A 12,997-nucleotide genomic window follows, 5' to 3' on the forward strand; every position below is an offset into this window, starting at 1 on the left:
CACCGTGTTCACGGCTGTGGCTCCAGCGAGTCGAGCAGGCAACTCCGCCGCAGATACGCGCGTGCGGCGGCCGGATCGGCGGCCAGTTTCCGCAGCTGCGCCCGATAGCTGTCATCGTGGCCGCGCAGTCGGTTCCAGTTGTCGTGGCTGGTGCGTTGGACGTGTTCGATCGCGACCGTGCGCCGTCGCTCGGCGGCGACATCGAGATCTGACTCCGGTGCGCCGTCGAGTACGTCGGCCAGCGCGGTCGCCAGGGTGACCGCGTCGTGGATGCCGCTGTTCATGCCGAGACCGCCGAGCGGATTGTTGACGTGCGCCGCGTCGCCCATCAGCACGACACGGCCGAACCGGAAGCGGTCGGTGACCCGCTGATGCACCCGATAGAGCGAGGCATGCGCTACCCGCCACGGTCGGCCGAGATCGGCGACAGCAGCCAACCGGATTGGCAGCCTCCGTAATTCGTCGTGATCGGGCGAGTCCGCCGGAGTCGGCAGCAGCACCCGCCAATGCTCGGGTGTGCGCAGCAGGACCAGCCACTCACGGGGATCGAAGACATAGTTGATCGGCGCGATGCCGGGCAGCGCGGCCGCGAGATCCTCCTCGACCGACGCGACGAGGAAGCGCTCCGGGTAGGTACTGCCCTGGAACTCGGCTCCGAGACCACGGCGTACCGCGGAATGCGCGCCGTCGGCCGCGAGCACCCACTCGGCTCGGAACGGCCCGCGTGTGGTGTGCAGCACCGGTTCCGCTGCGCTGGTGTCGATTCCGTCGACCTGGTGACCGAAGCGTACCTCCGCGTTGCCGGGCAGCGCGTCGAGCAGAATCGGCGTGAGCTTGCTCTGTTCGCATTGCACCCGGAACGGAAAGGGGGTGTCCTGGGCGAGCACACCCAAATCGAGGGTCGCTATCGCCCCACCGCCGCGCTCCCGATATTGAAACGTCCGCGCGACGATTCCCTTGTCCAGCAACGCGTCCAGCACCTCTAGCCGTTGCAGCATCTCCAGTGTCGGCGGGTGGAATGTGGAGGCCCGAGACTCGCGTGCGAGCTCATCGCCCTGCTCCAGCACGGTGACCTGAATACCTCGGCGCGCCAACGTGAGTGCGGCGGTGAGCCCGACCGGCCCGGCGCCGACGACCGCGACCGTTGCCCGATCGGTCATGACATGTGCAGGGCGAAACGCCCTTCGACACCGACCACCCGCGCCCCGGTGAAGAAGCGCAGCGTCTCCGCCGTCCCCTCCTCGCCGAGTCCGGACCGGCCCCACGCGGGCCGCGGCGTCATCAGATGGAGGCTCATAACCGACGACCCGTTCACCTTTACTTCCCCGGCTCGGATCTGCCGTGCCACGGACAATGCGCGCTCCTCATCGCCGCCACACACGTACGCCTCCAACCCGTAGGGCACCGCATTGGCCACTCGCACCGCATCTTCGATCCGGTCGTAGCCGACCACCCCCGCCACCGGACCGAACACCTCGACCGGCAGGTCTTCGTCGAGAAGGGTTGGCGCTACGTAGTTTCCGATCTCCGGCACAGTTCCGAAGGAGCGGGAACGTGCGCTGCTTGCCGCGCGCACGACCTCCCTGTGCCGCGAGTGGATCAGCGGTCCGAAGTCGGTCAGCGGGTCCAGTGGCGTCCCCACGCGCAGCGCCGCGACCCTTTTGCCGATCGCCGCGACCAGGTCCTCGGTGCGGTCCGCGGGCACGATCAACCGGCCGAGCGCGCGGCACCACTGCCCGTTCAACGTGGTGAGCAAGTCGCAAGCCATCCGCGCCGCGGTGTCCAGGTCGGCGTCGGGCAGCACCACCAGGGGGTTGTTGCCGCCGAGTTCGAGCTGGCACGGCCGCAGCAGCGGCGCGGAGGCGGCGGCCACCGACCGTCCGCCGGCCAGGCCGCCGGTGAACGACACGGCCCTGACCCGCGGGTCCTGGACCAGCCGCGCGCCGAGGTCGGGGCCACCCTGGACCAGCTGGAACATCCCGGCGGGTACATGTTCGGCGATGACCTCCGCCAACACGATCGAGCTGTACGGGGCCAGCTCACTGGCCTTCAGGATCACCGGACAGCCCGCGGCCAGCGCGTTCGCCACCTTGTGCGCGGCCATGGGCGCCGGCGCGTTCCACGGCACCAGACACAACGCGGTGCCCAGCGGCAGCCGGTACACCTCGACGCCGTCCCGGTCCGCGCGCAGCGCGCCACCACGGACCTGTTCGGCCGCGAGCCGGAACGAACCGGAGACGATCGCACCGAGCAAGCTGGTCTGCCTGATCGGTACCCCGGTGGCGAACGCGTCCAGCTCGGCGATCCGAGTTGCCCGCTGCTCGAGGTCATCCGCGATCGCGTCGAGCACTTTCGGCTCGATCCGGTCATCGAAAGAATCCGCGACAGCCAGCGCGCGTTCGGCACGGACCGCACTGGTGGCCATGGCGCGGCAGACCTCTTCGCCGGTCGCCGGGTCCTCCAGCGCGAAGCCGAGATCGGTTGTCGGCGTACCCCATTCACCTTCGACCAGATCGGCGAGGAAAGGCAGGTCAACGGTCATCGTGCGGCCTCCGTCGGTGCCGTGGTGAACAGTTCGTTCGCCTTCGCCTCGGTGACGATGCGCGCGACCTCCAGCATTCCGCGTTCGGCGGGAAACGTCATCACCAGACCCATCGCCAGATCGCGCAGCGCGCGCCCGGCCACCCCGCTCATCGCCGCCGCGGAGGTCCCGCCTGCCTTGAACGCGCCGAGCGCGACCTGGAAACACGCCTCGGTCACCGCGCCCTTGCCGAGTCGCCACTGGGTGAACACGTCCTGCTTCGGCTTGAACGGGGGCTCGGCGGTCTCGACCGTGAGTTGGTAGCGCAACCACAGGTAGGCGGTCTGCAGGTGCCGGGTCATCTCGCCGATCAACACCTGGTGCACGGGGGAGGAGGAGATGGGTTCCCCGGTGTCGGCGAAGGTTTTGGCGGTGGTCACGGCGATCGTCTCGTCGTAGACGTGCTGGGCGCAGCCAGTGTAGACGGCCGCGATGGCCAGTTGGTTGCCGACGAAACTGCCTCGGCTCATGGTGAGCATCTTGGTGAACGCACCCGGTACCGCCATGGCTTCGTCATCCGGGATGAAGACCTGGTCGAGCCGGATCCCATTGTTGGCGGTGGCGCGCATGCCGAGCCCGTCCCACGGTGCGCGCACGCTCACGCCGGGTGCCTCGCGTGGCACGAAGAAGGTGGCCAGACCCGCCGCGGTGTCGTAGCCCGCCAGTTTGGCGGAGGTGAGGTAGTAGTCGGCGACGCCGGTCGCGCACCCGAATGACTTCTCGCCCTCCAGGATCCAGCCGCCGTCGGCTTTGCGGGCGGTGGTGGCGATGGTGATGTTGGCGGCCGCGGTCTTCACCGATTCGGAGGCGAAGTTGGCCAGCCACACCCCGTCCGCCATTCGGGTGAGCACCTTCTCGGCGAAGGACTGGACGATCGGGATCTCGTCCTCGGCGAACAAGCCCGCCTCGATCGCCTCCAAGGGCAGCAGGCCGCGCGAGGCGCTGGTGTTGTGGAAGAAGAACGCCAGTGCGGTCGACGGGCAGGCCGTGCCCATCGCGTAGGTGGCGGCGGCGAGGTCGCGCAGCGTGCCGCCGAGCCCGCCGAACTTCTCCGGCACCACCAAACCGAGCAGGCCCGCGTCGCGCAAGAGACCGACGTGCGTCGCCGGGAAGGCGGCGACCCGATCGGCCTCCTCGGCGGCCGCGCGCAAGGCCGGCAAGACGGCGTCGACCCGTTGGGCGCGTTCGCGTTCCGCGTCGGTCATGTCTTCGACGAGTCGTTCCCCGATCATCGGGCCATCCCCTCGTGGTAGGTGCGGTCGTGATAGATGAGTGGTGCCGCGGGTCGCGGCACGGCCGCGTCCCGCACCATGCCGAGCACGATGGTGTGATCCCCGGCGGGATGACAGGCGGCGACCACGCAGTCGAGCCAGGCAGTCGCGTCGGTGAGTACCGCGGCGCCGGTGGTCGCGGTACTCCAGTGGCCGACCGCGAAGCGATCGGCGTCCTGGCCTGGTTCGGCGAACCGGCGGCCGATGTCGCGGTGCTCGCGGCCGAGCACGTTCACCGCGAAAACGCCACTGCGCCGGACCATTCGGCACGTCGTGCCGTCGGAGGCCAGGCAGACCGAGACGAGCGGCGGATCGAGCGCCACACTGGTGAATGAACTCGCCGTCATGCCGTGCCGCTCGCCGTCTTCGCGAATCGTGGTGACGACAACGACGCCACTGGCCCACTGCGCCAATACCGTACGGAGATACGCCGGATCCACCGCTGCCTCCGTTTCGATAGTGGAAACGCTGTCACGCACACGGTAACGCCGTGTCTCGGTTCGGCGCAAGAGGAGCGCGGCGAGAAAGGGGATGGTGTTTCGCATCGGGAAATCCGCCGCTTACACTTGCCGCGTGCCCGAAACCGAACCCGACAACCAGAGCCGGTCGATCGCCGCGGTCGAGCGGGCGATGGATGTGCTGCTGCTTTTCGGCCGCAGCGGCCGTCCCGATCTGGGGGTGACCGAGATCGCCACCGAACTCGGCATCACCAAGGCCGCGGTGCATCGCATTCTCACCGCGCTGCGCAATCGCGATCTGATCACCCTCGAACCGACCACCCGCCGATACGCCCTCGGCCATGCCGCGATCGCACTCGGCCGCGCCTATCTGGCGCGCACCGACCTGCGGGTGATGGCCGCGCCGGAATTGCGCAGGCTGGCCACCGTCACGGGGGAGACCGCGACGCTGTCGATCCGGCGCGGCGACACCCGCATGTACGTGGATCAGGTTGTGCCGGACCAGGAATTGCGGATGGAGGTCGCGCTCGGCGTGCCGTATCCGCTGTACGCGGGCAGCTCGTCGAAGGTCATCCTGGCGCTGCTGCGCAAGGAAGAGATCGACGAGTACCTCGGCAGGCACGAGCTGACCCCGTTCACCGATGCCACCATCACCACGGCACGCAAGCTGCGCACCGAGCTCACCGCGATCAAGAAGCGCGGCTACGCGGTGTCGATGGGGGAGCGGCAGGTCGGGGCCGCGTCCATCGCCGCGCCCATCCTGGATCACGACGGCGGTGTGGTGGCGGCGATCAGCGTTTGCGGACCACTGTCGCGGTTCCAGCCGCGGATGGACGAATGCGTGCCGATGCTGTTGAAGGCGACCGGTGCGGTGTCGGCTCAGCTGGGCTACCCGGGATAGTCCCGCCTCACAGCTGGGCACCGGGCTTCAGCACGCCGAGTGTCGCCGCCGCGAGCACGCTGCCCCAGATCAGCCACACGTAGGGTAGGCAGCCGTCGACGCTGCGGCGCAGCGTGCGCTCCACCTGCTCGCCGGATCCCTCCGCGAACAGGCGGGCGAAGGCGGGCCCGAAGGGGCGCAACGTCATTCGGATGCCGAGACCTGCCGCGATCGCCAGCGCGTAGAGCAGGATCTTGCCGCCGAGCCAGCGTGGGTTGGTGGTGACACCGAATGGTGTGGTGGCCAGCAGTGCGTAGGCACCCGCAACGCCCATGCCGAGGATCACCCCGACGCGGAAGGTGAGGTCGGCATTGCGCGCCAAGGTATTTCGTCCATGCGTGCGGTGCGTGGTCACCGTGAACACCAGCCAGGCAGCGGCGAACAGCCAGGTCAGTGCAACGAACCACCATGGAAACAGGCTGATTCCGAACAGTGTCGCGCCGTGCGGATCGAGTGCCATCAAGGTGACCCCGCTCGGCAGGAACAGCACCAAGCAGATCTTCGGCGCCAGGTCCAGGCCGCTCATGATCGCCAGTGCGGTGCTTCTGGCCTGCGCCGTCAGGTTCGGATCGATGACGAAACGGCTCGAATAGAACACGCCGAGATCGCCGCCGAGCCAGAACACGAACAGCACGAGATGGAGCATGATCCACCAGCCGTGCGGGTGTGCACCCATGGAATCCTCTTGTCCGTCAGTGGGTTACGCGCGATCAGCGCAGGAGTGCGAGTGCTGCGTCCAGGCCGAGTACATCGGCGTACTTGGCCTGTAGATCGAGCAGATTGGCTTGCTGCAGCCGCGGATCTCGGTCGCCGCAGGCGTCGGCGACGACCAGCGGGCGGAAGCCGTGTTGCATGGCATCGGTCGCACTGGCGCGCACGCAGCCACTCGTGGTCAGTCCGACGATCATCAGTGTGTCGATGCGGTCGGCGCTGAGTGCCGCGGCGAGCGGGCTGGCGTAGAAGGCGCTCGGGTACTGCTTGGTGATCACCAGCTCGCCGGGCAGCGGTGCCGGGTCGGCGAGGAAGCTGCCGAGCGGGTTGCCGTCCTCGAAGACGCGTAGCGCCGGTACTTTCCGGCGGAACAGCCCGCCGTCCGGGCCGCCCGGCTCGAACCGCATTCTGGTGAACACCACCGGGATCCCGGTGTCACGGGCCTGCGCGACGATCTGTCCGGCGGCTTGCACAGCCGCCTCGACGGGCGCGCGCAGCGGCGAGCCGTCGGTGAGGTAGGCGGCGCAGATGTCCACCACGAGCACCGCCAAGGAGTCGCCGGTACCGAGCGTCGCACTGAATTCCGAACGACGGTAGTCCGCTTCGAGATCGTTCACGCACGGCTCCTAGATGATGCCGTCGGCGGCGAGTTGAGCGCGCACCTCGACATCGAGACCGAGTAGATCGCCGTACACCTCGTCGTTGTGGGCACCTAGGTCCGGCCCGGGATGGCGGACGGAGCCCGGTGTTTCGCTCAGCTTCGGGAAGACGTTCTGCATCGGCAGCTCGCCGAACTCGGGGTGGGCCAGGCGCACGATCGCCTCGCGTGCCGCGAAATGGGGGTCGGCGAACATGTCTCGCGCGGTGAAGATGCGGCCCGCGGGAACGCCCGCGGTGTGTAGTTGGTCGAGCAGGTCCTCGGTGCCGACGGTGATGGTCCACGCGGCGATGAGGTCGTCGAGCTCGGCCATGCGTGCGCCACGTGCGGTATGTGTTGAAAATCGTTCGTCAGCAGCGAGTTCCGGTGTCGCCATAGCCTTGGTGAGCCTGGCGAAGACGGTGTCCTGATTGGCGGCGATGAGGATCATCTCGCCATCCGCGGTGGGATAGACGTTGCTCGGCGCGACATTCGGCAGCACCGAACCGGTGCGCTCGCGCTGGTAGCCGGTAATCGCGAATTCGGGCAGCAGCGATTCCATCATGGCCAGCACCGCCTCGTAGATGGCCGAGTCCACCAACTGTCCGCGGCCGCTGTGTGCCCGGTGATGGACCGCGGCGAGGGTGCCGATGGTCGCGAATACGGCGGCCAGCGCATCACCGAGCGAGATGCCGGTGCGGGCTGGTGGATGATCCGGATCGCCGGTGACATAACGGATTCCGCCCATCGCCTCGCCGATCGAGCCGTAACCGGCGCGGGGCGCGTAGGGACCGGTTTGGCCGTAACCGGTGACCCGCACCAGGATCAGGCCGGGATTGGTTTCCCGGAGGCGGTCGAAGCCGAGGCCCCAGCGTTCCAGTGTCCCTGGGCGAAAGTTCTCGATGACGATGTCCGCGCGGGAGATCAGTTCGCGGGCCAAGCGCTGGCCTGCCGGGTCGCGCAGATTGCAGGTCACCGACTTCTTGTTCCGCGCGACCACCGGCCACCACAGCGACCGGCCTTGCGCTTGTTCGCGTCCCCACTGCCGCATCGGGTCGCCGCTGCCGGGTGCCTCCAGCTTGATCACCTCGGCGCCGAAATCACCGAGTAGTTGCCCGCAGAACGGTCCGGCCAGCAGTTGGCCCATCTCGATGACGCGCAGATCCGCCAGCGGCCCTTGTGATTTCGTCGGTTCGGCCGTCATGCGGCCCTCCATTCCTTCGCACCCGAATGCCCGCATCGGCCCGGTCCACGCCATGCGAGATCTCGCTGAAATTGGATACAATGTATCCCGTAGCGGAACAAGCTGGCAACACGAAGCTTTGGTGTTTCGCTAGTGGAAACAGGAGGGTCAGTGGAGGTCACACTGGTCGAGGTAGCGCCGAGAGATGGCCTGCAGAACGAGCCCGAGCTGGTGTCGCTGCCCGACAAGGTCGAGCTGATTCGCCGCTCGGTCGATGCCGGGCTCCGCCGCATCGAGGCGGTCAGCTTCGTCGACCCACGCCGGGTGCCGCAGATGGCCGACGCCGAAGCTGTCATGGCGGCGGTGCCGCGCCGTACGGGAGTGTCCTACGCGGGCTTGGTTTTCAACGACCGTGGTCTCGACCGGGCGCTGGCGGCCGGGGTAGATGAAATCAATGTTGTTGTGGTCGCGACCGATTCGCTGAGCCGACGCAACCAGGGCTGTTCGGTGGAGCAGGGCATCGAGCGCTGGACACGCCTGGCCGAACGTGCCGCCGCCGCGGGCCTGTACCGCACCGTCACCATCGCCGCGGCCTTTGGCTGCCCCTTCGACGGCGAAGTCCGCTCCGACCACGTGCTGGAATTGGTCCGCCGGGTGGCCGCCGCCGCTCCGGACGAAATCGCCTTCGCCGACACCATCGGCGTCGGCACCCCCGACCGGGTCCGAACACTGGTGACCGGCGCGACATCGATCAGCCCAGAAACGACACTGCGCTGCCACTTCCACAACACCCGAAACACCGGCTACGCCAACGCCTTCGCCGCCCTGGACGCAGGTGTCCGGGTACTGGACGCCAGCACCGGCGGCATCGGCGGCTGCCCCTTCGCCCCTGACGCCACCGGCAACATCGCCACCGAAGACCTGCTGTACGCACTGGACCGGATGGAAATCCACACCGGAATACGCACCGAGCAGGTAATCGAAACGGGCACCTGGCTCGCCGACGTCCTCGGCAAACCCGTACCCGCGCTGCTAGGTCGAGCGGGCACGTTTCCGCGTGCCGAGTAGGGCGGCTACTCCGGCGAATGTCAGGGGTTGATCAGGCTGCCCATGGGCCGATGCCGCCGACCTTGTCGATTCGGATGCGGGTGAGCAGACCCGGGGGCGCGTTGTCCGGCGGGAAGTCGACCCCCGGGCTGGCCAGGGTCTTCGCCAGTTCTTTGAGCAGTTCGGGCGCGCCGCCCTCGACGATCCGCGCGGTACCCTTGATCGACAAGTACGGCCGCATTATCTCGCCGCGCTCGGCAGACAGGATCGTCACCGCGACCCGAGGGTCCCGGCGGACATTGCGGACCTTCTGATATTCCCCGAGGTGGGCGGTGACGAGCTCGTCTCCGTCCGGTGTCGATTGCAGTGCCACCCACACCACGCTGACCTGCGGGCTGCCGTCCGGATTGATCGTGACCAGCGTTGCGTCGGCGCCGGCCCCGATGAGTGCGCGAGCGTCGTCGTGGAGTTCCATGTGTTGTTCCTACCTCGCAACCGCCGCTTTCATTCCCGGGCCGCGCCGCTGCCGGGAAGCCTCGCATCCCCGCGATCAGATGCCGACTCCTCGTATCGGGGCCCGTGGAGGAGTTTCAGTAGCGTCGTCAGATCGTCGGTATCCGCTAGGCGATAGACACCGTCGCTGATGTCCGCTGCCTGGGTGGGGGTCAACAGCGATGCGGTGTTGAGTCGGAACTTGGTGGCGAGTTCGTCGGCGGAGAGGGGGTTTGCGGGGCCGCCACGGTTGACGTCGATCCGTTCGGTCATGGTGCGGCCGTCATGCAGGCTGGCGGTGAGTACCGCGGGGAACTGGCGCGGAAATATTTCGTCGCAGCGCGTATCCGGGACGCAGCGAACGCACGCGGCCAGTGCGATCCGGGCGGGGTCTCGGGCGGCCTGATCGGTGAAGTCCTCGTGGAACAGGCCGAGCCCGCCACCGCCGAGCAGGGCCGACGCGACGGTGTATGGGCCGGAAAAGGCCGCGTGGTAACCGGACTCGGGCCGCGCTTTGACCGCGGCGGGTTCGCCGATGGTGCGCAGGGCCGCAGTCGGGGCACCGAGTTCGAGTGCGACGATGTCGTCCGCGCGGACGCCACGTTTGCGTAAGCGCAGCGCGGCGTCGATGCCCGCGTGGGTGAAGTGGTTGCACGGGTAGGGCTTGAAGAAGACGTTCGGTAGTTCCCATTCGGTGCCGAGGCCGTCCACGATCGCGCCGACACGTGCCTGGTCACCGCAGAACGCTTGCAGCAATCCGAATCGGCCCTCGAATACCGTCGGCGGTCCGGTGAGTCCGGCACGGGCGAGTGCGGCGGCGGTGACCGCCGCGTGTGCCGCCCAGCCGCAATGCACCCGCTTGACCGTGCCGCCGGTCCGATTCGCTTCCAGCAGGCCCGATCCCATGCTCGCGGCGATCCCGATCGCATCGGCGATACCCGCGGCATCGAGTCCGGACAGCATGGCAGCCGCCGCCGCACCGCCGAGTGTTCCGCAGATGGCGGTCGCGTGCAGCCCCCGCTCGAAGAAGACGGAATTCCCGAGATCGTCGTTGTACCCGGCCATGCCGACCCGGACGGTGATCTCGATGCCGACCGCGATGGCGTCCAGCAGCGCGGCACCATTGGCCCCGTGCGCTTCGGCGACTGCCAGCGCGGCGGGTACCACAGACGCCGACGGATGCAGTACCGACGGCAAATGGGTGTCGTCGAAATCCATGGCGTGCGCGAGGGTTCCGCCCAGTAGGGCGGCGCTGGGCTCCGGGTAGCGCTCGCCGAGTCCGAGTGCGGTCACCCGAGGCCGACCACCCCAGTCCGTCACCAGTATCCGCACGGCCGCTGCCGCCGGTGTCGACAGCGCGGCAAGGCTGTTGCCGAGCACATCGAGTACCCGGCGCGCGGCATCGGCCCGAAGTTCCGCGCCGACGCCATGGTCGCGGGCCGCCGCCGCGAACGTGGCAAGTCGTTGCACGACGGTCGCGTCGTTCCGCGGAGCGGCCCCCGCTGTGCCGGTCACCGGCTGACCGCCGCGAGGGGGCGGACCGGAGAGCCGGTGCCGCCGACGATGCGCAGCGGTGCGAGTACGAAGACGAACTCGGCGCGGCGTGCCGCTGAAAGCTCCTCCAGCGCAAGGTGCTCGACGATGTAGATGCCGGATTCGACGAGGAGGAGCCGATGCACGGGCAGCACGCGATGCCCCGCACCGGGTGGAATGCATTCGTAGGCGGTGGTATCCGCGCCGGTGGCGATCAAGTCATGGTTGGCCAGCCATTGAGCGGCCTCGACACCGACGCCGGGAACGCCGGATTCGCTGCCCAGGTAGGCGGCGGGGTCGGCGAAGAGCCGGGACCACCCGGTTCGGATCAGGACAACGTCGCCGGGCTCTGGGCGCACACCCGCTTGACGTGCCGCGCGCTGGAGATCATCCGCGGTGATCTCATACCCGCCGGGCAGGCAGTCGGTTTCGTGCAGGCGCGCGACATCCAGCAACACGCCCCGACGCAGCAACCCGGGCAGATGCTCGGCGCCATGCGTGCTGAACGCGCCGCCGCGCTGGGCTTCGTAGGCATCGACCCCGCCGTGCAGGGCACCGTTCTGGCTGACGTGGCTGAGTGCGTCGATGTGCGTGCCGACATGCCCACCGGTCACGATGAGCTCGTTGGCGGCCGAGCCGCCGTCCGGCCGCACCGCGTCACCATGCCTGCGCGCCAACGTCATTCGGAAGCCCGGGTGATTCGGCGAACAAGGCATGCCGGTGAAGAAGGGCTGCCCCAGCTCGATCAGCCGCACGCCGCGGCGCACCGCGGCCAGCAGCGGGTCAGTCGCATTCGGCGCGTTCGGCGAGGTGGCCCGCGGATCCGGTGCGCTCATCGGATCACCCCGGAATGCCGCAGTTCCGCCAGTCCGGCCGCGTCGATCCCATAGTCCGCCAGCACCTCCGCGGTGTGCGCACCCAACGGTGGTCCGGTCCACCGGATTTCGCCCGGCGTCGCCGAGAGACGAAACAGTATGTTCTGCATCCGTATCGGCCCCAGCTCCGGATCGGTCAGCGTCGCGATCGAGCCGAGGGCATCGAATTGCGGATCGGCGAGCACATCGGCGGCGGTATAGATCGGCGCGACGGCCGCCTCGGCCTTCTCGAACGCCCGCACCACCTCTCGGGTGCCCCGCCGGCCGATCCATGCGCCGACCGCGGCGTCGAGTTCGTCCGCGTGCGCGGCTCGCTCGGTGCCCGAGCCGAACCATGGTTGTTCGATGAGGTCCGCCCGGCCGACGAGGCGCATGACCCGCTCGGCGACCGACTGCGCGCTGGTCGACACCGCGACCCAGCCGTCGGTGGTGCGATAGGTGTTGCGCGGCGCGTTGTTCGACGATCGGTTGCCCATCCGTGGTGACAGTTCGCCGAGTTGGTCGTAGGCGAGGATGTGCGGTCCGAGCAGGGTCAGGATGGGTTCGATGATGGCCAGATCGATCTGCTGGCCGCGCCCGTCGCGGTCGCGGGCGCGCAGCGCGGTGAGGACGGCGAAGGCGGTGGTCAGACCGGTGATGCCGTCGGCGAGCCCGAACGGCGGCAGGGTCGGTGGCCCGTCGGGTTCGCCGGTGACGGCGGCGAATCCGCTCATCGCCTCGGCAAGTGTGCCGAAGCCCGGCCGCCGCGCATAGGGGCCGAACTGGCCGAAACCGGTGACCCGCGCGAGCACCACGCGTGGATTCAGTTCGCGTAGTCGGTCATAGCCGAGTCCCCAGCGTTCCAGGGTGCCGGGCCGGAAGTTCTCGATCACCACGTCGGCGTCGGCGACCATCCGCCGGAAGATGTCCTGTCCCGCGGGCGCACCCAGATACAGCGTGATCGACTTCTTGCCGCGGCCGAGCAACTTCCACCAGAGTCCGACGCCGTCGCGCTGTGCGCCATGGCTGCGGACCGGGTCGCCGTTCGGGTGCTCGATCTTGATCACCTCGGCGCCGAAGTCGGCCAGCATGGTGGCCGCCAGCGGTCCGGCGAACAGCGTCGCCACGTCGAGCACCCGAATTCCGGACAAGGGTTGCGCCGTCGTCTCGTTCATTGCACCGACTCCCTCGCGCAGCGCCGCCCAAAGCATTGAATGTTTCTCTGTGGGAAACGATATGGCAGCGCAGCAACGTTGACTACCTGCGCATGGTACTGCCATGATCGTCGTA

The 12,997-nt window shown here is 68.3% G+C and carries 13 protein-coding genes; 2 read left to right on the forward strand and 11 right to left on the reverse strand.

Translation table 11 applies throughout. The annotated features are described in order from the left end of the window. Positions 1-8: 8 nt before the first annotated feature. From ACFK0J_RS08270 to ACFK0J_RS08285, 4 genes are read right to left on the reverse strand one after another with little or no spacing between them, the layout of a single operon-like run. The gene (locus ACFK0J_RS08270) at positions 9-1,160 is read right to left on the reverse strand and encodes an FAD-dependent oxidoreductase (RefSeq protein ID WP_378738071.1); all 1,152 of its coding nucleotides are present in this window, start codon (positions 1,158-1,160) and stop codon (positions 9-11) included. Further along, positions 1,157-2,542 carry an aldehyde dehydrogenase family protein gene (locus ACFK0J_RS08275; RefSeq protein WP_378738073.1) on the reverse strand — a complete coding sequence of 462 codons (1,386 nt, stop codon included), beginning with the start codon at positions 2,540-2,542 and terminating at the stop codon, positions 1,157-1,159. Before ACFK0J_RS08275 ends, ACFK0J_RS08270 begins: the two co-directional genes overlap by 4 nt. Further along, entirely contained in the window at positions 2,539-3,813 is a 1,275-nt protein-coding gene (locus ACFK0J_RS08280; RefSeq protein WP_378738075.1) for an acyl-CoA dehydrogenase family protein, read from the reverse strand. Before ACFK0J_RS08280 ends, ACFK0J_RS08275 begins: the two co-directional genes overlap by 4 nt. After that, positions 3,810-4,292 carry a flavin reductase family protein gene (locus ACFK0J_RS08285; RefSeq protein ID WP_378738077.1) on the reverse strand — a complete coding sequence of 161 codons (483 nt, stop codon included), beginning with the start codon at positions 4,290-4,292 and terminating at the stop codon, positions 3,810-3,812. Before ACFK0J_RS08285 ends, ACFK0J_RS08280 begins: the two co-directional genes overlap by 4 nt. A gap of 133 nt (positions 4,293-4,425) precedes the next feature. On the opposite strand from ACFK0J_RS08285, the gene ACFK0J_RS08290 reads away from it, so the two are divergent. Further along, positions 4,426-5,211: an IclR family transcriptional regulator gene (locus tag ACFK0J_RS08290; RefSeq protein ID WP_218474707.1), complete on the forward strand. Its 786-nt coding sequence runs from the start codon at positions 4,426-4,428 to the stop codon at positions 5,209-5,211. A 7-nt stretch (positions 5,212-5,218) separates the two neighbouring features. Here ACFK0J_RS08290 and ACFK0J_RS08295 read toward each other — a convergent pair whose 3' ends face one another. Genes ACFK0J_RS08295 through ACFK0J_RS08305 form a run of 3 tightly spaced genes read right to left on the reverse strand, consistent with a single transcriptional unit; the run spans position 5,219 to position 7,802 of the window. Further along, on the reverse strand, positions 5,219-5,926 hold the full coding sequence (locus ACFK0J_RS08295) for a hypothetical protein (RefSeq protein WP_378738079.1): 708 nt from the start codon (positions 5,924-5,926) through the stop codon (positions 5,219-5,221). A 34-nt stretch (positions 5,927-5,960) separates the two neighbouring features. Continuing rightward, positions 5,961-6,578, reverse strand: coding sequence for an isochorismatase family protein (locus ACFK0J_RS08300; RefSeq protein WP_378738081.1), 618 nt, complete (start codon positions 6,576-6,578; stop codon positions 5,961-5,963). 9 nt (positions 6,579-6,587) lie between these two features. Beyond that, positions 6,588-7,802, reverse strand: coding sequence for a CaiB/BaiF CoA transferase family protein (locus ACFK0J_RS08305; protein ID WP_378738082.1), 1,215 nt, complete (start codon positions 7,800-7,802; stop codon positions 6,588-6,590). A gap of 150 nt (positions 7,803-7,952) precedes the next feature. Between ACFK0J_RS08305 and ACFK0J_RS08310 the strand changes: the two genes are divergently transcribed. Beyond that, on the forward strand, positions 7,953-8,849 hold the full coding sequence (locus ACFK0J_RS08310; protein ID WP_378738084.1) for a hydroxymethylglutaryl-CoA lyase: 897 nt from the start codon (positions 7,953-7,955) through the stop codon (positions 8,847-8,849). Between the two features lie 31 nt (positions 8,850-8,880). Here the strand turns inward: ACFK0J_RS08310 and ACFK0J_RS08315 are convergent, their stop codons facing one another. From ACFK0J_RS08315 to ACFK0J_RS08330, 4 genes are read right to left on the reverse strand one after another with little or no spacing between them, the layout of a single operon-like run. Beyond that, positions 8,881-9,303, reverse strand: coding sequence for a PPOX class F420-dependent oxidoreductase (locus ACFK0J_RS08315; protein WP_378738086.1), 423 nt, complete (start codon positions 9,301-9,303; stop codon positions 8,881-8,883). A gap of 29 nt (positions 9,304-9,332) precedes the next feature. Beyond that, positions 9,333-10,835 carry an MmgE/PrpD family protein gene (locus tag ACFK0J_RS08320; RefSeq protein ID WP_378738088.1) on the reverse strand — a complete coding sequence of 501 codons (1,503 nt, stop codon included), beginning with the start codon at positions 10,833-10,835 and terminating at the stop codon, positions 9,333-9,335. Further along, complete coding sequence (locus ACFK0J_RS08325; RefSeq protein WP_378738090.1) at positions 10,832-11,689, reverse strand: cyclase family protein; 858 nt, start codon at positions 11,687-11,689, stop codon at positions 10,832-10,834. The genes ACFK0J_RS08320 and ACFK0J_RS08325 overlap by 4 nt, the downstream gene beginning before the upstream one ends. Further along, on the reverse strand, positions 11,686-12,882 hold the full coding sequence (locus ACFK0J_RS08330) for a CaiB/BaiF CoA transferase family protein (protein WP_378738092.1): 1,197 nt from the start codon (positions 12,880-12,882) through the stop codon (positions 11,686-11,688). The genes ACFK0J_RS08325 and ACFK0J_RS08330 overlap by 4 nt, the downstream gene beginning before the upstream one ends. Positions 12,883-12,997 lie beyond the last annotated feature (115 nt).

Source organism: Nocardia brasiliensis (assembly GCF_042691675.1).
Taxonomy (GTDB): Bacteria; Actinomycetota; Actinomycetes; order Mycobacteriales; family Mycobacteriaceae; genus Nocardia; species Nocardia brasiliensis_D.

Coding starts and splice junctions, on each gene's coding strand:
- ACFK0J_RS08275 (WP_378738073.1), bottom strand. CDS start 2,542: ATGACCGTTGACCTGCCTTTCCTCGCCGATCTGGTCGAAGGTGAATGG.
- ACFK0J_RS08315 (WP_378738086.1), bottom strand. CDS start 9,303: ATGGAACTCCACGACGACGCTCGCGCACTCATCGGGGCCGGCGCCGAC.
- ACFK0J_RS08305 (WP_378738082.1), bottom strand. CDS start 7,802: ATGACGGCCGAACCGACGAAATCACAAGGGCCGCTGGCGGATCTGCGC.
- ACFK0J_RS08280 (WP_378738075.1), bottom strand. CDS start 3,813: ATGATCGGGGAACGACTCGTCGAAGACATGACCGACGCGGAACGCGAA.
- ACFK0J_RS08295 (WP_378738079.1), bottom strand. CDS start 5,926: ATGGGTGCACACCCGCACGGCTGGTGGATCATGCTCCATCTCGTGCTG.
- ACFK0J_RS08325 (WP_378738090.1), bottom strand. CDS start 11,689: ATGAGCGCACCGGATCCGCGGGCCACCTCGCCGAACGCGCCGAATGCG.
- ACFK0J_RS08330 (WP_378738092.1), bottom strand. CDS start 12,882: ATGAACGAGACGACGGCGCAACCCTTGTCCGGAATTCGGGTGCTCGAC.
- ACFK0J_RS08270 (WP_378738071.1), bottom strand. CDS start 1,160: ATGACCGATCGGGCAACGGTCGCGGTCGTCGGCGCCGGGCCGGTCGGG.